This is a genomic window from Vibrio sp. 10N.286.49.C3, from assembly GCF_041469545.1.
In the GTDB taxonomy this organism is placed as follows: domain Bacteria; phylum Pseudomonadota; class Gammaproteobacteria; order Enterobacterales; family Vibrionaceae; genus Vibrio; species Vibrio tasmaniensis_A.
In genome coordinates this window covers 65903-90349 of sequence record NZ_JBFRKT010000035.1, presented here as the reverse complement: position 1 = coordinate 90349, position 24447 = coordinate 65903, and the positions used below count along the sequence as shown (strand labels likewise).

General features: G+C 44.2%; 24 protein-coding genes and 1 riboswitch. Of the genes, 8 read left to right on the top strand and 16 right to left on the bottom strand.

Annotation, left to right across the window (positions count from 1 at the left end):
- Positions 1–400 precede the first annotated feature (400 nt).
- Genes hemG through AB4180_RS15650 form a run of 3 tightly spaced genes read right to left on the bottom strand, consistent with a single transcriptional unit; the run spans position 401 to position 3053 of the window.
- Positions 401–928: a menaquinone-dependent protoporphyrinogen IX dehydrogenase gene (hemG, locus tag AB4180_RS15660; protein WP_065104235.1), complete on the bottom strand. Its 528-nt coding sequence runs from the start codon at positions 926–928 to the stop codon at positions 401–403.
- Positions 929–937: 9 nt separating this feature from the next.
- Positions 938–2395, bottom strand: a complete 1458-nt coding sequence (locus AB4180_RS15655; RefSeq protein ID WP_017096585.1) for a TrkH family potassium uptake protein — start codon at positions 2393–2395, stop codon at positions 938–940.
- A 34-nt stretch (positions 2396–2429) separates the two neighbouring features.
- Positions 2430–3053 carry a YigZ family protein gene (locus AB4180_RS15650; RefSeq protein ID WP_009848168.1) on the bottom strand — a complete coding sequence of 208 codons (624 nt, stop codon included), beginning with the start codon at positions 3051–3053 and terminating at the stop codon, positions 2430–2432.
- 227 nt (positions 3054–3280) lie between these two features.
- Here AB4180_RS15650 and fadB point away from each other — a divergent pair, with 227 nt between their 5' ends.
- The 3 genes from fadB (at position 3281) to AB4180_RS15635 (ending at position 7866) form a co-directional block, all read left to right on the top strand.
- Entirely contained in the window at positions 3281–5452 is a 2172-nt protein-coding gene (gene fadB, locus AB4180_RS15645) for a fatty acid oxidation complex subunit alpha FadB (protein WP_102249202.1), read from the top strand.
- A gap of 26 nt (positions 5453–5478) precedes the next feature.
- Positions 5479–6642 carry an acetyl-CoA C-acyltransferase FadA gene (gene fadA / locus AB4180_RS15640; protein ID WP_102249201.1) on the top strand — a complete coding sequence of 388 codons (1164 nt, stop codon included), beginning with the start codon at positions 5479–5481 and terminating at the stop codon, positions 6640–6642.
- Between the two features lie 243 nt (positions 6643–6885).
- The gene (locus AB4180_RS15635) at positions 6886–7866 is read left to right on the top strand and encodes an MDR family oxidoreductase (RefSeq protein ID WP_017103120.1); all 981 of its coding nucleotides are present in this window, start codon (positions 6886–6888) and stop codon (positions 7864–7866) included.
- A gap of 71 nt (positions 7867–7937) precedes the next feature.
- Here AB4180_RS15635 and AB4180_RS15630 read toward each other — a convergent pair whose 3' ends face one another.
- Positions 7938–8879, bottom strand: coding sequence for a LysR family transcriptional regulator (locus AB4180_RS15630; protein WP_012602956.1), 942 nt, complete (start codon positions 8877–8879; stop codon positions 7938–7940).
- 156 nt (positions 8880–9035) lie between these two features.
- Entirely contained in the window at positions 9036–9221 is a 186-nt protein-coding gene (locus AB4180_RS15625) for a hypothetical protein (protein WP_004736674.1), read from the bottom strand.
- A gap of 149 nt (positions 9222–9370) precedes the next feature.
- Here AB4180_RS15625 and tusA point away from each other — a divergent pair, with 149 nt between their 5' ends.
- On the top strand, positions 9371–9622 hold the full coding sequence (gene tusA / locus AB4180_RS15620) for a sulfurtransferase TusA (RefSeq protein ID WP_004736675.1): 252 nt from the start codon (positions 9371–9373) through the stop codon (positions 9620–9622).
- A gap of 83 nt (positions 9623–9705) precedes the next feature.
- On the opposite strand, the gene AB4180_RS15615 is transcribed toward tusA, so the two are convergent.
- Together AB4180_RS15615 and AB4180_RS15610 are read right to left on the bottom strand one after the other, a co-directional pair.
- Entirely contained in the window at positions 9706–9960 is a 255-nt protein-coding gene (locus AB4180_RS15615) for a hypothetical protein (protein WP_198592242.1), read from the bottom strand.
- Between the two features lie 151 nt (positions 9961–10111).
- Positions 10112–10666, bottom strand: coding sequence for a TMEM165/GDT1 family protein (locus tag AB4180_RS15610; protein ID WP_102249200.1), 555 nt, complete (start codon positions 10664–10666; stop codon positions 10112–10114).
- Positions 10667–10700: 34 nt separating this feature from the next.
- A riboswitch (yybP-ykoY riboswitch) is annotated at positions 10701–10876 on the bottom strand.
- Between the two features lie 210 nt (positions 10877–11086).
- Here AB4180_RS15610 and glyQ point away from each other — a divergent pair.
- The 4 genes from glyQ to AB4180_RS15590 all read left to right on the top strand — a co-directional run bounded on the left by glyQ (position 11087) and on the right by AB4180_RS15590 (position 16245).
- A complete protein-coding gene (glyQ, locus tag AB4180_RS15605) occupies positions 11087–12001 on the top strand; it encodes a glycine--tRNA ligase subunit alpha (protein WP_009848159.1) in 915 nt (304 codons plus the stop codon).
- Between the two features lie 2 nt (positions 12002–12003).
- Positions 12004–14070, top strand: coding sequence for a glycine--tRNA ligase subunit beta (gene glyS, locus AB4180_RS15600; protein ID WP_102249199.1), 2067 nt, complete (start codon positions 12004–12006; stop codon positions 14068–14070).
- 110 nt (positions 14071–14180) lie between these two features.
- Positions 14181–14861, top strand: a complete 681-nt coding sequence (locus tag AB4180_RS15595) for a response regulator transcription factor (RefSeq protein ID WP_102249198.1) — start codon at positions 14181–14183, stop codon at positions 14859–14861.
- A gap of 1 nt (position 14862) precedes the next feature.
- Complete coding sequence (locus AB4180_RS15590; RefSeq protein ID WP_102249197.1) at positions 14863–16245, top strand: sensor histidine kinase; 1383 nt, start codon at positions 14863–14865, stop codon at positions 16243–16245.
- A gap of 15 nt (positions 16246–16260) precedes the next feature.
- Here AB4180_RS15590 and AB4180_RS15585 read toward each other — a convergent pair whose 3' ends face one another.
- Genes AB4180_RS15585 through AB4180_RS15545 form a run of 9 tightly spaced genes read right to left on the bottom strand, consistent with a single transcriptional unit; the run spans position 16261 to position 24430 of the window.
- The gene (locus AB4180_RS15585) at positions 16261–16902 is read right to left on the bottom strand and encodes an OmpA family protein (protein ID WP_102249196.1); all 642 of its coding nucleotides are present in this window, start codon (positions 16900–16902) and stop codon (positions 16261–16263) included.
- A gap of 49 nt (positions 16903–16951) precedes the next feature.
- On the bottom strand, positions 16952–18259 hold the full coding sequence (locus AB4180_RS15580) for a TadE/TadG family type IV pilus assembly protein (protein ID WP_017096594.1): 1308 nt from the start codon (positions 18257–18259) through the stop codon (positions 16952–16954).
- Positions 18260–18275: 16 nt separating this feature from the next.
- A complete protein-coding gene (gene tadF / locus AB4180_RS15575) occupies positions 18276–18854 on the bottom strand; it encodes a tight adherence pilus pseudopilin TadF (RefSeq protein WP_102249195.1) in 579 nt (192 codons plus the stop codon).
- A complete protein-coding gene (locus AB4180_RS15570; protein ID WP_009848152.1) occupies positions 18829–19314 on the bottom strand; it encodes a TadE/TadG family type IV pilus assembly protein in 486 nt (161 codons plus the stop codon). Before AB4180_RS15570 ends, tadF begins: the two co-directional genes overlap by 26 nt.
- Positions 19304–20086: a lipopolysaccharide assembly protein LapB gene (locus AB4180_RS15565; protein WP_009848151.1), complete on the bottom strand. Its 783-nt coding sequence runs from the start codon at positions 20084–20086 to the stop codon at positions 19304–19306. Before AB4180_RS15565 ends, AB4180_RS15570 begins: the two co-directional genes overlap by 11 nt.
- Positions 20079–20984, bottom strand: a complete 906-nt coding sequence (locus AB4180_RS15560) for a type II secretion system F family protein (RefSeq protein ID WP_017099664.1) — start codon at positions 20982–20984, stop codon at positions 20079–20081. The genes AB4180_RS15565 and AB4180_RS15560 overlap by 8 nt, the downstream gene beginning before the upstream one ends.
- Positions 20984–21904 (bottom strand): type II secretion system F family protein, encoded by a 921-nt coding sequence (locus AB4180_RS15555; protein ID WP_102249194.1) that lies wholly within the window; start codon positions 21902–21904, stop codon positions 20984–20986. The genes AB4180_RS15560 and AB4180_RS15555 overlap by 1 nt, the downstream gene beginning before the upstream one ends.
- A 9-nt stretch (positions 21905–21913) precedes the next feature.
- Positions 21914–23197 carry a CpaF family protein gene (locus tag AB4180_RS15550; protein WP_102249193.1) on the bottom strand — a complete coding sequence of 428 codons (1284 nt, stop codon included), beginning with the start codon at positions 23195–23197 and terminating at the stop codon, positions 21914–21916.
- A 9-nt stretch (positions 23198–23206) separates the two neighbouring features.
- On the bottom strand, positions 23207–24430 hold the full coding sequence (locus AB4180_RS15545; RefSeq protein ID WP_102249192.1) for a P-loop NTPase: 1224 nt from the start codon (positions 24428–24430) through the stop codon (positions 23207–23209).
- Positions 24431–24447 lie beyond the last annotated feature (17 nt).

The window sequence follows — 24447 nt, the reverse complement described above, 5'->3', positions numbered from 1 at the left end:
ACTCAGTTCATTGAAATCAAGTTTGTTACCGAAGTAACTGTTTTACCCAAAGGATAAAACGTTTTGATATTCATCAACGAGTGCCCACACAGATTGATAGGTTTAAATTGTTAAAGAGCTTTTCCTTTTTGAGCTTCGCTCAAATCGGACGGCCATTTTAGCGATTTAAGTTTTAGTGTCAACCACTATTTTCAAAACTTTTTTCAAGCGCTTAGCTTGGCTAATTTGACCTGCTGATTCGTTTTCGCTTTTGAAACCTAAGCTTCGAAGCCATCCCGTGTCAGCGAGGTGGCATTATAGAGATTTCGATCACACTGGCAAGCCCTTTTTGAAGTTTTTCTCGTTTTTTTATTCGTTCGATTAAAAAGAGCACAAAACGCCTCAAAAGTAGGCTTTTCTCTTACATCTCTTGCAGTTTCTTAGAGAATAAAGAGACTTTTTCCCAGTTCGTGTACTCAACTTCCTTGGTTGTATCCGTTTCTCCACCTGTCATATTCATAATGAAGCGAATCATGGTTTTATCGAACCAGTTATAACGAGGGTAATAGAGGGCGCCAGCAAAAACACCGATCAAAGTAGGTTGCCACGGGGACTTAAGAAGGAACTTCTTAATATAAGCGCTGCCTTCAGGGGTATCTTTGCCTTGGTCTTCTTTACGAGCGGTTAAGTTAACGCAAAAGAAAGCGACCTTGTTTGATTGCAGCTGAGCAAGATTGGCATCAATAAACTGGTATAGCTTCTTATTAAGGTGGCCGTAACGAATAGATGCACCAATCAACACTCTGTCGTATTGAGCAAAGTCGACATTACTAACAGTGTGCAGATCTTGAAGCTCACATTCGAACTCATTCATTTCTTCTTTTATATAGTTCAAGATTTTCTTGGTCTGCCCTTCACGGCTTGAATACAAAAATAGAGCTTTTGCCACAATATGTCCTTAGCTACGCCAAAACGTAGGGGTCAATAAAATTAATAATGTGAATATCTCTAAACGGCCAAACAGCATGGATACGATTAACACCCATTTGGCCTTGTCATTCACATCGCCGAAGTGCATTGCCACTTCACCTAAGCCTGGACCAAGGTTATTCAATGTTGCAGCTACAGCAGAGAAAGCGCTTAGCTCATCCATCCCCGTAGCAATAAGAGCCAACATACAAACCACAAAAACTAATGCGTATGCAGAGAAGAAGCCCCAAACCGCATCAACGACACGTTGTGGTAGCGCCGAACCACCAACCTTGATGGTATAGACAGCACGCGGGTGAACAAGACGCTTCATTTCACGAGCACCCTGTAAAGTAAGCAGTAATATTCGAATGACTTTCATACCGCCACCCGTTGAACCTGCACAACCACCTATAAAAGAAGAGAACAGAAGCAACACAGGTAAGAATAGCGGCCACTCAGAGAAACCGGTGGTGGTGAAGCCTGCGGTTGTTGAAATAGATACTGTCTGGAACAAGGCTTGATCGAAAGCATCATAATACGAATCGTAAGAGTGATGATTCAGCAGTAATAAGAAACAAACTAAGAACAGGACGACTTGAATAAAGATAAAAGCGCGAAACTCAGGGTCTTTCCAGTAATATTTAGGATGCACGCCACCAGAAGCAAATGCCGCAAAGTGAAGAGAATAGTTACATGCAGATATAAGAAGGAACACGACCGTAATCATGTTGATAGCAGGGCTATTGAAATAACCCATACTTGCATCGTGAGTCGAGAACCCACCAATCGCAATAGTTGAGAAACTATGACTGATGGCATCAAAGAAACTCATGCCTGCAAGCCAAAATGCCATCGCACAAGCAATAGTTAAGCTTAAATAGATGTACCAGAGCGCTTTTGCCGTTTCAGCAATACGCGGGGTCATCTTACTGTCTTTTACTGGACCCGGTATTTCAGCACGATATAGCTGCATACCACCGATGCCCAGAACAGGAAGGATGGCTACCGCCAATACGATGATACCCATACCACCAAACCATTGCAGGAATTGGCGGTAAAATAGAATTGCTTTAGGGAGATCATCGAGGCCAACAATTACGGTTGCACCTGTCGTTGTTAATGCAGAAAACGATTCAAAAAAGGCATCAGTAACGGAAACGCTCGGATTATCCGCGATCAAAAACGGCAACGCACCAGCACTACCGATTACCGTCCAGAACAACACCACAATGAGAAAGCCATCTCGCGCCTTCAATTCATGTTTATAGCGTCGGTTTGGAAACCAGCAAGTTGCTCCACAAAATAATAGAACGAAGAAAGTCGTCACAAATGGCACACCCGCACCATCTCTATAGATCAGTGCGACGAGCGCAGGTGCGAGCATTGATACACTAAAAAGTGCTAATAATAATCCGACGATTCGAATGATTGAGCGAAATTGCATGAGCTATTGAACGAAGCGAAATGCTTCACACTTCCTAGTTGTCTTTGACTTTCGTTACCAGTGCCTTAGCACCGCTTTTATTGATCATGGTTTGGGTAAACGAATCTACCTGAAGGAGCTCTATTTCAATAATAAGCTCAACTTGAACACCATAATCCGCTTGGACTTCAACAGCCTGATGCTGAGCCATAATGGATTGCGCGATTGGCACAAAACCATAGTCTAACTCTAGCCGTAATTTTGTGGTTATTTTTTTCTCGATAGTTTGAAGCAGCTTGAGAGCTTGTTGCACTCCACCACCGTAAGCCTTTACTAGGCCACCCGTTCCAAGCTTGATTCCGCCAGAATAACGAGTAACAACAGCCGTCAGTTCACCAACACCAGAACCAGACAGTTGCGCCAAGATAGGCTTACCCGCAGTACCAGATGGCTCTCCATCGTCACTAAAGCCCCATTGCATTGAGTCTTCAGGTCGCCCTGCAGCAAAACCCCAACAATTATGTCGCGCTGATGAATGCTCTTTTTTTACCTGTTCTACGAACTGTTTAGCAGCTTCTACACTTGGAGTATGAGCAAGATGAGTAATGAAGACGCTCTTCTTTATCTCTTCTTCAAACAGAGCCGACGCTGACGGTATTAAATAGGGCTGTTCATTCATATCGTTAACTTAATTAATAAGAGCGGCGAAGTGTATCACGCGTGAATAATAAGGGTTAGAGGATCTGTGCTGTCGCACAATGTTAAACAATTGTTTAAAAAATGTATTGAAATTAATCAAGCAGAGGTACAGACTAGAATAACTGGTCTTACCAGGTTCTCTACAATAATAGAAAGATAACAAGATTCTCTCAAACAATCGTGGATTGTATGTCATGGAGATAGACAATGATTTACCAAGCTAACACCCTACAGGTAAAGGAATTACAAGATGGTATTGCGGAATTAAACTTCTGTGCACCGGCATCTGTAAACAAACTCGACCTTGCAACTTTAGAATCACTAGATAAAGCGTTAGATGCCCTTAATGCTCACGCAGGATTACGTGGTTTAATCTTAACTTCAAACAAAGACGCGTTCATTGTGGGCGCAGACATCACTGAATTTCTTGGCCTATTTGCTAAGCCAGAAGCAGAACTTGATGAATGGTTAAGATTCGCTAATTCAATCTTCAGCAAGCTCGAAGACCTTCCTGTCCCAACTCTTTCAATGATGCGTGGCCATGCCCTTGGCGGCGGCTGTGAATGTGTACTCGCTACCGATTTCCGTATCGGTGACAAGACCACTAGCATAGGTCTACCAGAAACCAAACTTGGCATCATGCCTGGCTTTGGTGGTTGTGTGCGCCTGCCACGTGTTATCGGTGCTGACAGTGCAATGGAAATTATCACGCAAGGCAAAGCATGCCGTGCAGATGAAGCACTTAAAGTTGGCTTGTTAGATGCGATTGTTGAAACAGACCAGTTACTAGAGTCGGCAATCAACACTGTTTCTCTAGCAGCCAATGAGAAACTCGATTGGCAGCTACGTCGTAAACAAAAAACATCAGCACTTTCACTAAGCAAACTAGAAGCGATGATGAGCTTTACCATGGCGAAAGGCTTAGTTGCTCAAAAAGCAGGGCCTCATTACCCAGCACCAATCACTTCGGTTATCGCTATCGAAGAAGCAGCACGTAGCGATCGTGATGCTGCATTGGATATAGAGCGTAAACACTTCGTTAAGCTAGCAAAATCTGAAGAAGCAAAAGCATTGGTCGGCTTATTCCTTAATGACCAATACATTAAAGGCTTAGCAAAACAAGCTGGTAAGTCTGCGAATAAAGCAACTGAACGCGCGGCAGTACTTGGTGCTGGCATCATGGGTGGCGGTATTGCTTACCAGTCAGCATTGAAAGGTGTGCCAGTGATGATGAAAGACATCGCACAGGCGTCTCTAGATCTTGGTATGAACGAAGCTTCTAAGTTATTGAATAAACGCTTATCACGCGGTCGCCTAGATGGATTCAAGATGGCAGGTATTCTGTCCTCTATTACTCCAAGTCTGCATTATGCAGGTGTTGAGCAATCAGATGTGATTGTGGAAGCGGTTGTAGAGAATCCTAAAGTAAAAGCAGCGGTACTGAGCGAAGTGGAAGGTTTGGTTGGTGAAGACACGGTTCTAACATCAAACACCTCAACGATTCCGATTAACCTGTTAGCGAAATCTTTGAAGCGCCCAGAGAACTTCTGTGGCATGCACTTCTTTAACCCAGTACACCGCATGCCTTTGGTTGAGATCATCCGTGGCGAGCATACTTCAGAAGAAACCATTAATCGTGTGGTTGCTTACGCAGCGAAGATGGGTAAATCCCCTATCGTTGTTAATGATTGCCCAGGCTTCTTCGTTAACCGTGTACTTTTCCCTTACTTTGGCGGTTTCAGCATGTTGCTACGTGACGGTGCTGACTTCACTAAGATCGATAAAGTCATGGAGCGTAAGTTCGGTTGGCCAATGGGCCCTGCTTACTTGCTAGACGTTGTAGGTTTAGACACAGCACATCATGCACAAGCAGTAATGGCGCAAGGTTTCCCAGAGCGTATGGGTAAAGAAGGTCGTGATGCTATTGACGCACTTTACGTCGCTGAAAAATACGGCCAGAAGAACGGCAGCGGTTTCTACACGTACAGCGTAGACAAACGCGGTCGTCCTAAGAAAAACTTCTCTGAAGACATTCTTCCTATCTTGGCTGACGTATGCCAACAGCCACAAGACTTTGATGACCAGACAATTATCCAACGTGTGATGATTCCTATGATCAACGAAGTGGTGCTTTGTTTAGAAGAAGGCATCATCGCGACACCGCAAGAAGCGGATATGGCACTGGTTTACGGTTTAGGCTTCCCTCCATTCAGAGGCGGCGTATTCCGCTACTTGGACAGTGTGGGTATTGGTAACTTCGTTGAAATGGCGAAGAACTACCAAGACTTAGGTGCAATGTACCAAGTTCCTCAACTATTGCTTGATATGGCAGCGAAAGGCGAAAGCTTTTACGACGGCCAACAAGCCAGTTCTCTGTAACCCACATTTGGAAAAGGAATAGCAAAATGAAAAATGTAGTTGTTGTTGATTGCCTTCGTACCCCAATGGGACGTTCCAAAGGTGGAGCTTTCCGTCACACTCGTGCTGAAGACCTGTCGGCACATTTGATGAAAGGCATTTTAGAGCGCAACCCAGAAGTAAACCCTGTCGAAATTGAAGATATTTACTGGGGTTGTGTACAACAAACACTAGAGCAAGGCTTCAACGTTGCACGTAACGCTGCTTTGCTTGCTGGTCTACCGATTGAGATTGGTGCTGTGACGGTCAACCGTTTATGTGGTTCATCTATGCAAGCTCTGCATGATGCAACCCGCTCTATCATGGTTGGTGATGCTGAAATCTGCCTGATTGGTGGTGTGGAGCACATGGGCCACGTACCAATGAACCATGGTGTTGATTTTCACCCTGGCATGTCAAAACACGTAGCGAAAGCGGCCGGCATGATGGGTCTAACCGCTGAGATGCTAGGTAAAATGCACGGTATTAGCCGTGAAGACCAAGATGCATTCGCAGCGCGCTCACATGCTCGCGCTCAAGCAGCTACAGTTGAAGGTCGTTTCAAAAATGAAATCCTACCAACCGAAGCTCACGCTGCAGACGGTTCTCTGTTCACTCTGGATTACGACGAAGTCATTCGCCCAGAGACAACAGTTGAAGGCTTATCTCAGCTTCGTCCGGTGTTTGACCCAGCAAACGGCACAGTAACAGCAGGTACTTCATCAGCTCTGTCTGATGGCGCTTCTGCAATGCTTATCATGAGCGAAGAGAAAGCTAACGCACTTGACCTTAAGATTCGTGCTCGCGTGAAGTCTATGGCTATCGCAGGCTGCGATCCTTCAATCATGGGTTACGGCCCAGTACCAGCAACCCAAAAAGCACTTAAACGTGCAGGCCTAACCATTGAAGATATGGGCGTTATTGAGCTCAACGAAGCGTTCGCTGCTCAATCTCTGCCATGTGCTAAAGATCTCGGTCTATTGGATGTAGTTGACGAGAAAGTTAACCTTAACGGCGGTGCGATTGCACTCGGTCACCCACTGGGTTGTTCTGGTTCTCGTATCTCGACGACGCTAATCAACCTGATGGAAGCGCAAGACGTGAAATACGGCTTGGCGACCATGTGTATTGGTTTAGGCCAAGGTATTGCAACGGTATTTGAACGCCCATAGCGATCACTGGTTGTAATACTTGTAGGGTAATCTTTTGTGCAGCTATATTTATATAGCTGCACTTTTTATTACTTGGCATCCAACAATGCATCGATTGCGTTCAGCGAACTCAGCGAGAGAAAAACCAACACTGACATCTATGCACAAAACGCATATATTCAATGTTGATGTTTCATTATTTTTTCTCGGATGATTCAACTAAAGTTACTTCAGTTTCCTAATATTCCTCCTACGGAGCAGATCATGTTTAAAGCACTTGTACTAAACCAAGAAGACAAAAAAACTATCGCATCAGTTTCTCAAATTGATGAGTCTCAATTACCAGAAGGTAACGTGAAGGTTGATGTGAGCTACTCTTCTTTGAACTACAAAGATGGTTTGGCGATAACAGGTAAAGGGCGCATTGTTCGCAACTTCCCTATGGTTCCTGGTATCGACCTTTCTGGTGTGGTTTCACAATCTGATGACCCGCGCTACAAAGCAGGCGACGAAGTTGTTCTGACGGGTTGGGGTGTTGGTGAAGGCCACTGGGGCGGTATGGCTGAGAAAGCTAGCCTAAATGGTGACTGGTTAGTGCCAATGCCTGCAGGTCTTGACGCCAAGAAAGTCATGGCGATTGGTACAGCTGGCTTCACCGCTATGCTTTGTGTGCAAGCTATCGTAGATGCAGGCATCAAACCAGAAGACGGTGAAATCCTAGTAACGGGTGCTAGTGGCGGCGTAGGCAGCGTGTCTATTACGCTACTAAACCAACTAGGCTACAAAGTAGCAGCGGTTACTGGCCGAGCTTCAGAAAATGGCGAGCTTCTAAAATCACTAGGTGCAACACGCATTGTAGAGCGTGCTGAATTAGAAGAACCAGCGAAACCACTTGAGAAACAACTGTGGGCTGGTGCTATCGATACAGTAGGTAGCAAGGTACTTGCTAAAGTATTGGCGCAAATTGATTACAACGGCGCGGTTGCAATGTGTGGCCTAGCCGGCGGCTTTGACTTACCAACTACGGTAATGCCATTCATTCTACGTAACGTTCGTCTACAAGGTGTGGATTCAGTAATGTGCCCTCGTGAAAAACGTATTAAAGCGTGGGAACAACTGGCTGAATTACTACCTGAGTCTTTCTACGGCCAAGCGACTAAAGAAGTGTCTTTAGATGGCGCAATTCAAGCTGCGGAAGACATCACTAACGGTCAAATTACTGGTCGTGTAGTTATCAAGCTGTAATCACTTAACACGCAAAACAAAAGGGCTGATCACGATCAGCCCTTTTTTCTGTTTGCTATTCAATACAAAGCCTAACCCAAACCTACATCCGCAATACGCTTCTGAATCAGCTCACCACATTCTTCTTTTACTACTCTTCTTAACCATTGTTGCGAGGCAGAAGAATCGCAACGCGAGTGCCAGATCAGTGAGTAATCAAACGGCATAAATTCAAATGGTAATGGCTTAACAACCAAGTCATAACGCTCCGCCACCAAATAAGCCAAATCAGCAGGCACAGTAATCACCAACGGCATTCTATCGACAATCGCCAATGCCGCTTCAAGGTGATAAGCACGCAACACCATTTTACGAGGCTGTTGATTGGCTAACGCGTTGTCTAATAAAGCCTTAACACCATCACTGATCGCAATCATCGCGTGCGGGAGTGATACATAGTCTTCAAGGCTTAAAGGCTTATCGGCTAATGGGTGATTCTTAGATAACAGGCACGACACACCGACCGGCCCCAATACCTCTTGATGAAGTGGTGCAATGCTGCCACTCGGGCGACAAATCGCCATATCGACACGTTCGGTGCTGAGCTGTTTAAACAAATGCTCATGCTGCAATGGTGCAAACTCCAAAGAGATGTTCGGCGCTTGCTCATAAATCTTCGGCAGAGCATAAGGCAAGATAGTTTGCATCGCGTAGTCAGTGGTCGCAATTAAAAAACGCTCACTGCAATAGTAAGGATCGAAATCACTCGGACTAAGCAACTGACGGAATGATTCTAAAGGCTGATCAATGCGCTGGCTGATCTCGAGAGCTTTCTTAGTGGGAATAAGGTGCTGACCTTGGCGTGTAAACAGGGGATCATTGAGTAGTTCTCTTAAGCGGCCTAATACTCGGCTGGTTGCCGACTGGCTTAGGTTAAGACGAAGCGCAGCTTGACTAACACTGCCCTCTTCAATCAATACCTTTAAGGCGACCAGTAAATTCAGGTCTCTACGATAGATGTCTTCTAATTCCACGCCACTTACCTAGCTGTATACAATTATCATTGGTCACTAAGTTGTTTATAGCATGCTTTAGATAAAAAAAATCCCGCAATTACGCGGGGAAGCCCAAGAAAATCTGGGGATAGTGTCGGAATGTTGTCGTATTGGAATTTGCTTGCTGTATTCAGGTTAGTGCTCTTGCTCCTCGGCTATGCCTTGCCAACGGCGCATCTCTACCCAAATACCAATAATCGTTGCTACTATGCCAAAAATTGGCATTAGAGAGGTCTCTGTCGATGAGCGTAGTACTAACGCACAAAAAGAAATAAAACAGAGAACTGAATAAATTGTTAATCTATCTAATCCTGTCAACATCGCCACTCCTTAGCTAGTTGCTTTTGATTTAAGTTGTTATCAACTTGTTAATTAAGTTATAGGAAATGGTTCCGTTTGCCAAGCACTTATTGCATATTTTTTCTGCAGACGTATTATTCACTCGTTAGATAGATATAGAGATACAAACCATGACATTCAAACCTGAACTGGCAACCCACACTTTAGAAGCTGAAGGCCTGCGTTGCCCAGAGCCAGTAATGATGGTCAGGAAGACAATTAGAAACATGCAGGATGGCGATGTGTTACTGGTAAAAGCTGACGATCCTTCGACAACTCGTGATATTCCGAGCTTTTGTCGATTCATGGATCACCAGTTGGTAGGCCAAGCGACAGAAACGTTGCCTTACCAGTATTTGATCAGAAAGGGATTGGAGGCGTAACGCCCCACCGACTATCAAGTATCAAAAAAGCCGCTCGTACCTTATGTTCTTAAACAGAACTCAGAGTACGAGCGGCTTTTTGTTTATTCGCTTCTAGACTTGTTTTGCAGATACTCAAGCTGATGCTGAATTTCTCGGATATCTTTTCGCATAGGAATAATATGCGCAACCCGAATCCAAGCTTCTACCGCAAGCCCGGTCATGATCATCGAACCAGCCACCATTGGTAGCCACATGTCCGTCAACACCATGCCTAGTAGTGTAAGTGCAAGACCAAAGGTAAATAGATAACTTTGGCTTTGTGGAGTAATACCCATATAACGCGTCAACATAATCATGCCCTCGTGTTCTTAACTCACAAGATTAAAATATCATGACAAGTATGACAGTTATATGTCCATTCGCTCGATAAACCCCACAATACTGTAAGAGTATGACCTACAACACATTACTCTACTGATTGAGTATAATAAGGCTCAATACTACCGCTTAATAGAACGCTGCTGCGATAGCTAAACCCACGAATAACAAGGCTGTGATCTTACGAATCAGATCAAGAGGCATCTTATCCGCAGACAGTTTACCGATGATCACCACAGGCACATTCGCCAGCAACATACCGATCGTAGTACCCAGAATCACCCAGGTTAATGCATAAGAATATTGAGCCCCTAGAATAGAGGTCGCAATCTGGGTTTTATCACCGATCTCAGCAATGAAGAAGGCGATGAAACTGGCGACAAACGGGCCTCGATTCGAGATCTGCTCATCGTCATCCAACTTATCCGGAATTAGAATCCAGCCCGCCATAGCGATGAAACTGACCACCAGCACCCACTTTAATACTTCAGGTGAAAGATAGTCGGCGACCACAACCCCGAGCCATGCAGCAAGGGCATGATTGGCAATGGTGGCAAAGAAGATAGCCGCAATGATAGGTATCGGTTTTCGATATCGACTGGCTAATAAAAGGGATAGCAACTGGGTCTTATCACCGATCTCGGCTAAGGCGACAGTTGTAATTGAAATTGCTAAAACGCTCACGACATGCTCATTTGGGATGGAGATTATTATATTTAACCAAAGACAAACCTCGCGCCCCATCCCGGTTCACGATGCTTGTCTAAGGTCTTGCTAAGCGCCACCAAGGTGGTGGTTGCCTCGAACGCCATGATGATTTTGCATCAATTATGTTGACGAACGAACTCATTCAATAGGATATGAATAAGTAAGCTACTCCCCAAAGACCGCGAGATTTTAATCACCCACGCTTTCAAACACAAGTGTCAAACTTATCAAAATATCCACTTGTGCCGAAAAACAAACATTAAAGGCAAAAAAATCCACTAAACGACATTTTAGACCACTAATTAAACAAGATTACCCCTACTCGCTTTACGAATATCTCGGTATACTCAGAGGTTATTTTTCTCATTCATTTAAAAGAATCGCGCGAACCTGACTATGCAAAAATACGATATCAAAACCTTCCAGGGAATGATCCTCGCGCTGCAGGATTACTGGGCTCAAAACGGTTGTACCATTGTTCAACCTCTAGATATGGAAGTAGGTGCAGGCACCTCTCACCCAATGACATGTCTACGAGCACTTGGCCCAGAGCCAATGTCTACGGCATACGTTCAACCTTCTCGTCGTCCGACTGATGGTCGTTACGGTGAAAACCCGAACCGCCTGCAGCACTACTATCAATTCCAAGTAGCTCTAAAACCTTCTCCAGATAACATCCAGGAGTTGTACTTAGGCTCGCTTGAAGTTCTTGGTGTCGACCCACTTGTTCACGATATTCGCTTCGTAGAAGACAACTGGGAAAACCCAACGTTAGGCGCATGGGGTCTTGGTTGGGAAGTATGGCTAAACGGTATGGAAGTGACTCAATTCACTTACTTCCAACAAGTTGGCGGTCTTGAGTGTAAGCCTGTAACGGGCGAGATCACTTACGGTATCGAGCGTCTAGCAATGTACATCCAAGAAGTAGACTCTGTTTACGACCTTGTATGGAACGTAGCACCAGACGGTTCTAACGTGACTTACGGTGATATCTTCCACCAAAATGAAGTTGAGCAATCAACATACAACTTCGAGCACGCAGACGTAGATTTCCTATTCACTTTCTTCGACCAGTGCGAAAAAGAGTGTAAAGAGCTACTTGAGCTTGAGAAGCCACTGCCGCTTCCAGCTTACGAGCGCATTCTGAAAGCAGGTCACGCATTCAACATCCTTGATGCGCGTAAAGCTATCTCTGTAACAGAGCGTCAACGTTACATCCTTCGTATCCGCAACCTGACTAAAGCTGTTGCAGAGGCGTACTACGCGTCACGTGAAGCGCTTGGCTTCCCAATGTGTAAGAAGGATAAATAATCATGGCGAAGAATTTTCTAATTGAACTAGGTACGGAAGAGCTTCCACCAACAGCACTTCGTTCTCTAGCAGAAGCCTTTGCTTCTAACTTTGAAGCGGGTCTTAAAACGGCTGAGCTTTCTCACGAAGGCATCAAGTGGTACGCAGCACCTCGTCGTCTAGCACTTAAAGTGACGGCACTGGCTGAAGGCCAAGCAGACAAAGTCGTTGAGAAGCGCGGTCCTGCAATTTCTGTCGCATTCGATGCGGAAGGCAACGCGACTAAAGCTGCACAAGGTTGGGCTCGTGGTAACGGTATTACTGTTGAGCAAGCTGACCGCCTGAAAACAGACAAAGGCGAGTGGCTTCTTTTCAAACAAGAAGTAGCTGGCAAACCTGTTCAAGAATTGGTGATGGACATCGCTGCAAAAGCTCTCGCTGGCCTACCCATTCCTAAAGCAATGCGCTGGGGTAACTCAGACATTCAATTTATCCGTCCAGTGAAAACACTGACAGTACTACTAGGTGATGAGCTTGTTGAAGGCAAAATCCTAGGCGTAGCTTCTGCTCGTACTATCCGTGGCCACCGTTTCATGGGCGAACAAGAGTTCACAATCGACTCTGCTGACCAATACCCTGCGATCTTAGAAGAGCGCGGTAAAGTAATGGCAGATTACGATGCGCGTAAAGCGATCATTCTTGCTGATGCTAAAAAAGCAGCTGACGCAGTTGGTGGTATTGCAGACCTAGAAGATGACCTTGTTGAAGAAGTTACTTCTTTGGTTGAATGGCCAGTGGTGCTTACTGCTAAGTTTGAGCAAGAGTTCCTAAAAGTGCCTTCTGAAGCTTTGGTTTACACCATGAAAGGCGACCAGAAGTACTTCCCAGTGTATGACGCTGATAAAAATCTTCTGCCAAACTTCATCTTCGTTTCGAACATCGAGTCTAAAGAGCCTCGTCACGTAATCGAAGGTAACGAGAAGGTTGTACGTCCACGTCTTGCTGATGCTGAATTCTTCTTCAACACAGACCGCAAACGTCCGCTGATCGACCGTCTTGCTGAACTAGACCAAGCTATCTTCCAGAAGCAATTAGGTACTATCAAAGACAAAACCGATCGCATCACAGAGCTTGCTGGCTACATTGCTGAGCAAATCGATGCTGACGTTGAAAAGTCTAAGCGTGCTGGCCTACTGGCTAAGTGTGATCTAATGACATCTATGGTATTCGAGTTTACGGATACTCAAGGTGTGATGGGCATGCACTACGCGACTCACGATGGTGAAGACGAGCAAGTAGCACTAGCACTTTACGAGCAGTACATGCCTCGTTTCGCGGGTGACACACTACCAAGCACTGGTATTTCATCAGCAGTAGCAATGGCAGACAAGCTAGACACTATTGTAGGTATCTTCGGTATTGGCCAAGCTCCAAAAGGTTCTGACCCATTCGCTCTACGTCGTGCATCACTAGGTGTGCTACGTATCATCGTTGAAAACGGCTACAACCTAGACCTAACCGATCTAATCGGTAAAGCGAAAGAGCTACTAGGCGACAAGCTAACTAACGACAATGTTGAAGCTGACGTTATCGACTTCATGCTAGGTCGTTTCCGCGCATGGTACCAAGATGTTGGTTTCAGCGTTGATATCATCCAAGCGGTACTAGCACGTCGTCCAACTAAGCCAGCTGACTTTGACCAACGTGTTAAAGCGGTTTCTCACTTCCGTGAACTGGAAGCAGCAGAAGCTCTAGCAGCAGCGAACAAACGTGTAGGTAACATCCTTGCGAAATTCGATGGCGAACTACCAGCAGAAATCGACCTAACTCTTCTTCAAGAAGACGCAGAGAAAGCTCTGGCTGAGAACGTTGAAGTAATGACAGAAGCACTAGAACCAGCATTCGCAACAGGCAACTACCAAGAAGCCCTAAGCAAGCTTGCTGATCTACGTGAACCCGTTGATGCATTCTTCGATAACGTAATGGTTATGGCTGATGATGAAGCGCTTAAGAAGAACCGTCTAACGCTACTGAACAACCTACGTAACCTGTTCCTACAGATTGCTGATATTTCTTTACTGCAGAAGTAAAACCAATTTGGAATAAATATTAAGGGGGAAGCTTTGGCTTCTCCCTTTTTTTTATCCAAAGCTAGTGTAAGCTCTATCTGGTTGAATATTATTGTAGATAGGGATATTACATGCTGGTTGTTTTGGTTGAAGATAATGAAATATTGAATCACCACCTATCTTCTCAGCTCAGTGAGCAAGGACATACTGTTCATGCAGATAGAACAGCTTCTGCGTGTTTACAAACGATTCAAAAACAGTCCAATACAGATGTGATGATCATTGACCTTGGCCTCCCTGACTTTGATGGCATTACGCTGATCAAGCAAATACGTCGTAAAGAAATTGCAGTCCCAATATTAATCTTAACCGCACGTGGCAACTGGCAAGATAAAGTAGAAGGGCTTAACTCCGGGGCTGATGATTACCTTACCAAGCCCTTCCAATTTGAAGAGCTACACGCTCGCCTTGAGGCGCTTGTTCGTCGCAATCAAGGGTTTGCCGCTTCCCAAATCAAAGCGCAATCGCTCACCTTAGACACTCAAGCCAAACGTATCAGTTACGATGATGCTCTGATTGAACTTACAGCCTTAGAATTTCAAATATTCGAGTACTTAATTCGCCATTGCTTACAAATCGTATCTAAGCAACAAATCGCAGATTCCCTTTATGCGCAGGGTGAAAATGTTCAGCTAAACAATATTGAGGTTATCGTTTCACGCTTACGTAAAAAGTTAACGCAATACACTCAAGCTAAGCTGATCAGCACCATTCGCGGGCAAGGTTATCGCTTTGAACTAGAAGCTAAGTAGTATGAAAAGACTGTACAAAACCCAATTTAGGCGTCGAACGTTCGCCGTTGCTGCTTCCATTATGATTTCAATGGTACTCACTAGCGCCTGGTTCTACTACAACAGTCAAAAACACCAACTTTTTGAGTACTACTCGAAAAATACCCTTCGAGAATTGCCTGCTGTAATCAATGAACTGCTGTCTTCTGGGGAAATACCGCCATTGACGGAGTGGGATAGGTTCTATGCGAAAGAGTCTCCCAACACTAGCGTCACTCTATGTGATCACAACAATCAACAAGTATGGACATCAGTAAATATTGAAAGACGAGCTAAGCTGCTATCAGAGATAGGCGTCAGCCAATCTCAAGTCAACGAACTGTGTCATGATCTAAATTTCCCCATAGATACTATTCGTTTGGTTGAAAGACCGAATGGCGCCGCTTTTATTGTCCACACAATTCTCTGGAAAGGTTTCCAGGAAAAAAAAGATGGCAGAGTTATCTTTACCCAAAGGGTCGAAGAGAAAATAGAACCCATACATCAGTTAAAATACACCGCGGTTGGAGTGTTAGTGGTTGCGCTTGCTTTGATCAGTGCTCTACTTTTGGTTTTTTATCGTATTAGTTTTGCGCCGTTTACTCGACTAGAGAATGAACTGAATGACATAAAGCAGGGTAAACAAAACCAATTAGCCCAGTCATACCCTGAAGATTTACATAGCGTCACCAGTGCATTGAACGAATTGCTATACCAACAAAAAGAAAATCAGGAGCGTTATAAGCGTTCTCTCAATGATCTCGCCCATAGTTTGAAGACTCGCGTGACAGTTTCTCAAGCATTGCTTGATGAAGACTCATCCAAAACAAAGAATGACCAAATCAACCAACAACTGTTAGAAATGGATAGCTTAATTCAGGCACAACTCAAAAGGGCTTCGCTAGGCGTTAAAGGTATAACGACTTCATCGACACCGATAAAACCAATCCTCGACAGCCTAGTAGAAATGTTTACTAAAGTTCACGCCGACAAAAAGATCCAATTCATCACTCAGTTTGACGACCAACAGACCGTGCCTCTTAATAAAGATGATCTTATGGAAGTGCTCGGTAACCTATTAGAAAATACTTATCGGTTCGCACAAACCTCTATCGAATTCAAAGCCACTCAAAGCGAACAGCAGATCCTGATTGAGATTTATAATGATGGGCCAGTAATAGATAGCTCGATCAGCCAAACCTTATTTCAACGTGGCGTAAGAGCCGATCAGAAGACCCATGGTACGGGGTTAGGTTTGGCGCTATGTGATGAGATACTCCATAGCTACAAAGGGACAATCTGGTTTGAGCAATCAGATAACCCATCCGTGGGTGTCGTTTTAAAAATACTGCTCCCAACAAGTTAAATTTGTAGGGCAGGGTTAAGAGTGAATATCAACCCTGCGATTGTTATGGCGACCGGATTCAGTCTCGTTACTCTGCACTGGGGTCGCCTCACCTTGTGAACTCACTGTCAGGTCTTCAATACTTACGCCTTGCTCTTTCAAATACCTAACAACAGCATTCGAGCGCTGTAAGCCTAAGCTTAAGTTGTAACTATCACTACCTTTTGAGTCGGTATTCCCCGTAACAATAAATTCGGGAGTTTGATGTTCAAGTTTAGCTATAAGTTTTAACAATAAATAACGAGATTTTTGATTCAGTTCATCATCATCGAAATCAAAAGTCACGCGAGCCAACACCTCACGAGCCAACTTACCTTCTACAAATTTAGTTCGACTCAGTAAGTATTGTGCGCAATCAGCACTTTCTGATACTTGAGTTAACTTATCTTGAATCAGATTTTTAATCGCTTGATTAGCTGTGCTTGCGTTCACTTGCATGAACGGGCCTTGGTGATACATCACTTTCTTCCCCTGACCGATCGTTACCGTCTTCTCTAGTTCAGAGTCGCCCATATGGCAGTAATGATAAAGTAGTTCGTTAGTATCTGGTTTTAAAGGGGCTGCCAGTATAGAAAACGACAGAGTAAATAAAGACATAACAGATATAAGCGTTTTCATTTTTGCTCTCTTAATAATATTCAGTTAATAAAAAGGATGTCACATACCTCTATTGCGCTAAGTGACCCACTTCTTCCGTAATTAATCCCAAAATTTTATTGAGAATGTCTTCCTTGTTTTCAGCCTTATAAACATTATCTCGGCCAACGCAATTACGCAGACCCACGTTTTTATTAAGTTCATAATCGAAACCAATCACAGCCATGCGCGCGTTCATTCGTTCACCATCAGGTGTCATCATTCCTTGGCTTACCCCGCCAATTACCTCTATGTCATCATGCGTATTATCTGCCGAAACTTTGCCGCCGTTGACCATATTGAGAATGTTGCTACACATACCTTTCGATACAAGCTTATTGGTTTGCCCTGCGTAGTGATTCCAATCTTCCCCATCAGACAGAATAATGATCAGCTGCTTTTGGTTCTTCGACATTGAAGTCACAATTTGCCCTGCACGAATAATGCCTTGCAGCGAAGCAGTGCCTCCCCCAGCTTTGAATTTCTTGACCTTTTTAGTGAAGGATGAAAAGTCGGTGGTAAAATAGAGGTCGTAGAACCGTGCATCATCATCGCCATTAGGCACACGCGAGGCTTCTCCTTTAACGATAAATTGTTGAGCTATCGTTTTGTTAAAATTCACCGTATCGTCTTTATCGTATTCACCTTCTCTTGAAACTACCCGCTGATCGCGAACTACTAAGTTATCATTCTTATCTTTATTGATGGTTCGGCGATTAAAACCGGTAAGTGCAACCCGATGAGGGTGCTCTGGATATAGATCGTTATACGCGCCGAGTTCATCAGCCACATCTTCAATAATGTCTTTCAGATCATTTAGCTTAGAATGCCGACCACCACTCCACGAGTCATTCATAGATTCTGAAAAATCGACGATAAAAGTAATGTCTATCGGCTGGCTTTGATAGCGTCGTGCTTTCGATGATCCCGTCACATTGAAGCTATCACCAAAGCCAGAAATCACATCGTTACCAGGAAACCAGGACTTGTGCAGTGTTTGACCCGCAACACGATATTCAAAGTAGCGTGCTTCGCCTCTTTCCGTAGCAGCAATACATTCAGGTATCTCATCACACCCTAGCTTCTTAACTTCAATATCTAGGATCGAGTCCATGTCATATAGATAATGCTGAATATAGCGCTCCGCCAATTGGTGGTCTTGCTCATCTTTTGCTGATACCGCTAGAACAGCCGCTTCTGAAGCTTCCTCTAATCGAGCTTTGGTTTGTAATGCGCGGGCACCATCAGAACCAAGCATAAACACTCCAAACAAAGCTGGGATCATAATGGCAAACAGCATAGCTGCATGGCCAGACTGCTTACGCATAGCGTGTTTCATAACCTTTCTCTTCGCTCTACCTGCCGATCACGACAGAATCAGACATCACGTGAGTAAACTCACGCCCCAAAATACCACCAATCCAATTATCCGATTCATAACAAACCGTCACTCGGTACAGGGGCATTTCTCGACCTCGGTTAGTCACTACCGTCATGGACTCTAATGAATCAATGGTTTGCTTTATTCTGCAGGCAACAACACCGCGTTTTTCACTGATCGCGGGGTTGGGGGTACCCACTTGTTTGAAGCTCAACTCTTCCACCAACAACCCATAGTGTTCCCGTTCAAAATGACCAAAGGTACGCAGTAAGGAATGCTGAGCAATGATATCAATATCATCGACTTCTTTAGTTGTAAGCTGATAATCAGTATCATAAAGTTGGGTTCTCTCTTTAAGTACATTGACCAGTGAATAAGAGAGTCGATCGAGTTTTCCTTTCAATGAAAGCTTGATGATCACGTCACCACTGAAAGCAATCAATAAGCTGAAAAATACAGTGACCATGGCAAACTCAATACTAAAAACCCCCTGCTGCTTACTCTTCAAATTCCCATGCTTTAGGGTTCTAAATTTCAAATTTTGACCTTTCATATTCCTGCACAACAATCATCTCTCTGCTCATTAAATTCTGAGTCGTGAAGAAGTAGCTAAAGATAGGTGAAAAACGGTAGTTAATTCGATAAATGGCAAGCGCTGCGTTATCAGCATCACCACACTCTTTAAATTTTTGACTACCAGAAATACTGCATTGGTCTGTAATACTAGCTAACTCACTCAGGTTTTTAGAGTAGTGAATCGTGACTTGAAAATTGTCGCCATTAACAACCTGATTCCAGATACTGCCTTCTCGGTGCAAAACCTTATCTACCGTATCGAGATAATTTCCTGAGCCCTTTTTAGCTGTGCGAGCCACCTCTGAAACCGCCAAGTCGTTGATCGCAGAAATGTACGAGATATAGCTCATCTCAACCCACGCCATACACATCAACCAAAAAGCAAAAAAGCCCACCGCAAACTCTATGCTCGCGACACCCTTTTGCTTATATCGCATTACCCGCCTCCTCCGATAACGAAAGACCACTGACTGCCAGCGTTTGGCTCTCTAATGAATAAGGAGTGTGGTGGCGCAACGCCTGATAAATTTTTTGGATTTGGTGCTTGCTGTATCTTTCACTCAACACACTTTCGACAAACGGGTAGTGGCCCAACTTAGCCATACTCAACGTCAAGTTTGCCATCATCTGTTCGTTCATCTGACCGCGCTTATACAATGGTAATAAACGCTCCATAGCTGCTTGATAATGCTCTTGCGTAATATCGAGCACAGCCAAATTATTATTCACTGATACCGAGTCATAAAAATGCTCGCGCGCGCGTTCAAAATACCGACGAGATAGATCAAACTGATAGCTGTAACCATAAAACGTTCCCAGTAAATTCTCGGCTGCCGCATGTGTAGCATTTTCCACTAATACTTGTTTAGCACTACTGATCGCTGCTGGGTACTGACCTAATTCACCGTATGCTTTCGCTTGCATCAATAAACTGTTCACACTGGGTTGTGGTTTTTGAGTAACAGGGGCAATGTAAAACAGAGCCGACTCAGCATCGCCCATAGCTAAATATGTATTCGAGAGTTTTTCTCTCACTTCATCAGCGTCGTATTGCTGCAGCTGATTTTTATACAAACGGGTTAACTGAACGTAATTATGTGTTTTTTGATAGATAGCCTCTTTTGACTCATCTTTCTGCCAACTCGCTTGAGTTGAACTGCATGCCGCCAACATTAAAACTAACGTTAGCGCGATTATTTTCTTAAACATTAAGCATCATCCTCATTACCCCCGGAGCGGCAATTACGAATACAATTGGGATCAAGATAAACACGATCAGTGGAATCGACATCTTGGCAGCTAACTTCCCTATTTCTTCTTCCAGCTCTAGCATTTGCACTTCTCGAATATCGCCTGCCAACGTCGTTAACACGTTATAAATCGAGGATCCATGTTGAATGCTCTGCGTCAGCGTCATCACAAAACTACGAACTTCTGGTGATGGAACCTTGCGATACAACTCCTCTAAGGCATTTTCCATTCCGACCAAACGAGCCCGTTGGTTTGTCACCTCCAACAAGCTAGAAAGCTCTTTATCAAAGCTTTTCATTTCAATGGAGAGGTATTTCATTGATGCTTCGATTGTCATGCCGGTTTGGACGCAAATCGCCATTAGGTCAATCAGATACGGCATTTGACGAGAGATTCGACGTTGACGGTTTTTAGCCATCGAGCTCAAGACTAGGTCAGGCATCACAATAACCACCATAGCCCACCCCGCAGCTATCGCGATCCATGATTCAGACGAAACCTCAATAAACCAACACACGCCTGCAACAACCACTTGCCCGATAAACAACGCACTGTACTTCAGTGGCATAAACCATTGAGCCCACCGGATGTCACTCACGCCTGCATTAGCAAAGCGCACTGCAATATCACTTTCGGAGGTGACGAAAATAGTCGACATGGGCGTCAACCAACGATTCAGTTTGATTTCTGCCTCTTTTGACTGATCGGCCAATCGATGATGTTTCGCTAAGGCTGCTATACGGTGTTTTTTCTGAGTACACACGACTAACCAATAAAATATGAGCAACAAGCCAAATGCTACGCCGGCCCAGGCGAAAAATAACCCAACGTTCGAGAAGTTTATTGAAGAAGCCATTACTTCACCTTTTTCATTAACGCCCAGATGATCAGCATGCCGATACTTTCACTTGTGATGAGGTAGTAAAGAATCGGTCTCCCTTCTGGGTGGTGCATTACGAACTCAAAATTTTCAGGACTAAGAAACTGCAAAATAAACAGAAAGAAGAATGGTGTTGCTCCTACAATTTTTGCGGAGATACGAGCCTCTGAAGTAAGAGCAAACTTTTTTCTTTCTACAGCTCTCGCTTCGAACATTTGTCGATTCAGACGTGACATCACCTCTTTTAATTGCCCCCCTCTTTGCATGTTAGCTCGCAAGGTAATGACAAAAAAATGAAACGACGGATACGGAAAGCGACGACAAGATTTACGAAACACATCATCAATCGGCTCGCCTAAATTGAGGCGCTCGCTCATCAGCTTAAACTCTTTACCTACCTCACCTTCAAGTTTCTTCCCTACATACCCAATGCCTCGCCCTATGCTTTCACCCGCACTAAGGGAACTTGCCAGCATGTTCAACGCATCAGGGAAGGTTTCTTCAAAGCGTTTTTTCTCTCGTTTCTGTAAATGGAGATAACCAAAAAACCAAGCGATAATGAGAGTCAAAGGCAAAATTTCAAACCAAGGTAAGCGCAGTGACATTTGATTAAGAGTGCCGATCGCAAGCAGTGCTACAACAGAAAAAATGACGACCTTACCTAATGCCATTTTTCCAAGTTGGCGCTGTAAGTTATCCCAACGCACACGAAGTTTCTGTTTGAAGTTACGATCAGAAAGACTGGCAAAATTAACCGCTTGTTGCGTAAAACTCAGATCGCTTTTCAGATTACCTTTCGCTTGCTGTGATAAATACTCATCAACAGAAGGAGCTCTATTCGGCTTAAGCGCAACAATCATGAGTATTACCCCACCCAAAATAATCAACCAATACATGTCTCACTCCTATTGATTGAGTGTCATAGACTCAATCACTTGAGTTAACTTCTGCTCTACACCAAAGAAACGGGCTTTTTCATAAAGCGCAGAACGAGCCATAACACCAGATGTCACATAACTACCTCGAATGCGACCATCAGGGCTGTGAGGTGAAGTTTGGAAAGAGAACAACTCTTCTAACACCACGTTACTTCCCTCAATACCGACCACTTCAGTGATATTCATGATCTTTCGAGAACCATCATGCAATCGGCTGACCTGAACGACTAAATCGACCGCGCTTACAATTGAGCGGCGGATCGCTTCTAAGGGCAAATTATTGGTCGCCATCATCACCATTGATTCAACACGAGCCAAAGCATCTCGTGGTGTATTGGCGTGCAACGTAGACATTGAACCATCGTGCCCAGTATTCATGGCTTGCAGCATTTCAAACGCTTCACCACCACGGCATTCACCCACAATAATTCGGTCTGGGCGCATTCGCAGTGAATTAATCACTAAATCTCGAGCGGTAATAGCCCCCGTCCCTTCAATGCCCTCATGACGAGTTTCCATTCGAACAACATGTGACTGCTGAAGCCTTAACTCAGCGGTATCTTCAATAGTGACGGTTCGTTCACCCTCTGATATATGCTGTGATAAAGCATTAAGTAACGTTGTTTTTCCCGATCCCGTACCACCAGATACAAGAATATTGAGTCGGCAACGTGCAGCTAATTGAAGTAAACCTGCCATCTCGGGAGTAAGAGACCCAAATTCAACTAATTCTTCAAAACCAATACTTTGCTTTTGAAACTTACGAATCGAGATTGACGTCCCTTCCAATGTGATAGGAGGAATGACAATATTCACACGGCTACCATCATCTAAGCGGGCATCACAAGTAGGAGAAGACTCATCGACCCTGCGCCCAACACGACTAGCGATGCGCTTAGCAATATCAAGCAACTGCTTCTCATCGATAAATCGAACAGGTGCTTTCTCGACTAAGCCATGACGCTCAATATAAACCTGTTGTGGGCCATTGATCATGATGTCGGTGATCGAGTCATCATCCATCAACACCTGCAAAGGCCCGAGGCCAACTAACTCATGTACCATGCTGGTGACATATTCTGATTTTGCCAGTGATGAAATAGATAACTGATCTCGACTCACTAGCATATCAACTGCGCTAGCTAACTGAGCTTCTAACTCTAGACGCGGTAAGCTTTCAATAACACTGGCATCAAGTGCATCAAATATCTGCTTACGCAGTTGTAAATAAATGCGCTGTGCATGTTCCATATCGTCCCCTTACCGTTTTAACCACTGGAAGAATGAAAATGCTGTTTTTTCCGCAACTTTCTCTCCCATCAATAAGGCAACTAACATTTGCAGTCCGTATTTCATTTCAGAACGTGATTCACTAAGCAACTCACCTTGAAGTAGGTATTGATTAGCTTTGAAATCAAACACTAAATTCGCGTCTGCCTCTCGACCAAAATACTTAACTACATCCGCCTCACTAATTGACGCTGCGTTATGTGGTCGAGAGCGGTTCATTACCGTCAGTACGACAAGGTTGGGATAATGCACGTCGATTTCAGAACGAATTCGATTCAGCTCTCTTAATGACGATACTGTTGCATCAAATACCAAGACTAAAGCATCTAGTTTCCCCACCGCTTGTCTAAACTCTTCATTGGTTGTCGCAGTGTGAGAATAGTCTTCCACGACAAAGGCATGACTTGAAATCATCTGCTTCTTTAAAGACTGGGTGTATTGGAATAACTCATCACGGCCAAACTCATCTGATTCCACCGCAAGAAGTGACAAATTTTTTTCAATATTTTGTACCAAGCTTGTCGCGATATCATTATCCACTCCTGTAGTAAGGGTGCCTTTTTGAACACTGCGCTTAGTAAACTTCTTAAGCCCTAACATCACGTCAATATTGCTGCCAGTGTAGGTATAGTCGACTAGCAAAGTACTCGCATTTTGATGCTTGGCCAAACGGCGAGATATCTCACACGCGACTAGTGAAGTACCGACCCCACCTTTCACGCCCATGACTGCTATTTGCTTGGCTTTACGATTTGTACTCACGCCTTGTTGTGCTGCGTGGTTACGGGAAACGTTGTGATAAAAATCGATCGTTTCCGCTTCACCCGCTGGCCAAAACAAGTAATAGAAACCCAACTGTCTTAAGGCTCGAATGATGGATATGGTATCTTCACTGCCAATAATGATCACTGACACATGAGGAGGTAAGGTATGAGTCAATAACTGAGCATCAGCGACAATATCTTGGCTTTGATTTAATTCAACAAATACCACTTCAACATCTGGGTATTGCTCTAATCTAGTCACATTTGTGTCTTGGCTGGCGAACGAGCTAGGCTCAATCAACCCTTCAAATCTGAACGATTTTTGGATGAAGTCGCGGCATATCTCGGTTTGGAAAAGCATCGCACAACGATTCTGTTTCTCCGATTTTTTAGGTTCCGCACTGTTTAGTTTATTCACTAAATCAAACATCTGAAATTCTCTAACAG

Bases quoted from the DNA above. Each gene is read 5' to 3' on its own strand.
- AB4180_RS15565 (WP_009848151.1), bottom strand. From the start codon at position 20,086: ATGTTTAAGAAAATAATCGCGCTAACGTTAGTTTTAATGTTGGCGGCA.
- AB4180_RS15570 (WP_009848152.1), bottom strand. From the start codon at position 19,314: ATGCGATATAAGCAAAAGGGTGTCGCGAGCATAGAGTTTGCGGTGGGC.
- AB4180_RS15650 (WP_009848168.1), bottom strand. From the start codon at position 3,053: ATGAATGAACAGCCCTATTTAATACCGTCAGCGTCGGCTCTGTTTGAA.
- fadA (WP_102249201.1), top strand. From the start codon at position 5,479: ATGAAAAATGTAGTTGTTGTTGATTGCCTTCGTACCCCAATGGGACGT.
- glyS (WP_102249199.1), top strand. From the start codon at position 12,004: ATGGCGAAGAATTTTCTAATTGAACTAGGTACGGAAGAGCTTCCACCA.
- AB4180_RS15615 (WP_198592242.1), bottom strand. From the start codon at position 9,960: ATGATTATGTTGACGCGTTATATGGGTATTACTCCACAAAGCCAAAGT.
- tadF (WP_102249195.1), bottom strand. From the start codon at position 18,854: ATGAAAGGTCAAAATTTGAAATTTAGAACCCTAAAGCATGGGAATTTG.
- AB4180_RS15590 (WP_102249197.1), top strand. From the start codon at position 14,863: ATGAAAAGACTGTACAAAACCCAATTTAGGCGTCGAACGTTCGCCGTT.
- tusA (WP_004736675.1), top strand. From the start codon at position 9,371: ATGACATTCAAACCTGAACTGGCAACCCACACTTTAGAAGCTGAAGGC.
- glyQ (WP_009848159.1), top strand. From the start codon at position 11,087: ATGCAAAAATACGATATCAAAACCTTCCAGGGAATGATCCTCGCGCTG.
- AB4180_RS15580 (WP_017096594.1), bottom strand. From the start codon at position 18,259: ATGAAACACGCTATGCGTAAGCAGTCTGGCCATGCAGCTATGCTGTTT.
- AB4180_RS15625 (WP_004736674.1), bottom strand. From the start codon at position 9,221: ATGTTGACAGGATTAGATAGATTAACAATTTATTCAGTTCTCTGTTTT.
- fadB (WP_102249202.1), top strand. From the start codon at position 3,281: ATGATTTACCAAGCTAACACCCTACAGGTAAAGGAATTACAAGATGGT.
- AB4180_RS15585 (WP_102249196.1), bottom strand. From the start codon at position 16,902: ATGAAAACGCTTATATCTGTTATGTCTTTATTTACTCTGTCGTTTTCT.
- AB4180_RS15555 (WP_102249194.1), bottom strand. From the start codon at position 21,904: ATGTATTGGTTGATTATTTTGGGTGGGGTAATACTCATGATTGTTGCG.
- AB4180_RS15635 (WP_017103120.1), top strand. From the start codon at position 6,886: ATGTTTAAAGCACTTGTACTAAACCAAGAAGACAAAAAAACTATCGCA.
- AB4180_RS15550 (WP_102249193.1), bottom strand. From the start codon at position 23,197: ATGGAACATGCACAGCGCATTTATTTACAACTGCGTAAGCAGATATTT.
- AB4180_RS15545 (WP_102249192.1), bottom strand. From the start codon at position 24,430: ATGTTTGATTTAGTGAATAAACTAAACAGTGCGGAACCTAAAAAATCG.
- AB4180_RS15655 (WP_017096585.1), bottom strand. From the start codon at position 2,395: ATGCAATTTCGCTCAATCATTCGAATCGTCGGATTATTATTAGCACTT.
- AB4180_RS15560 (WP_017099664.1), bottom strand. From the start codon at position 20,984: ATGGCTTCTTCAATAAACTTCTCGAACGTTGGGTTATTTTTCGCCTGG.
- AB4180_RS15595 (WP_102249198.1), top strand. From the start codon at position 14,181: ATGCTGGTTGTTTTGGTTGAAGATAATGAAATATTGAATCACCACCTA.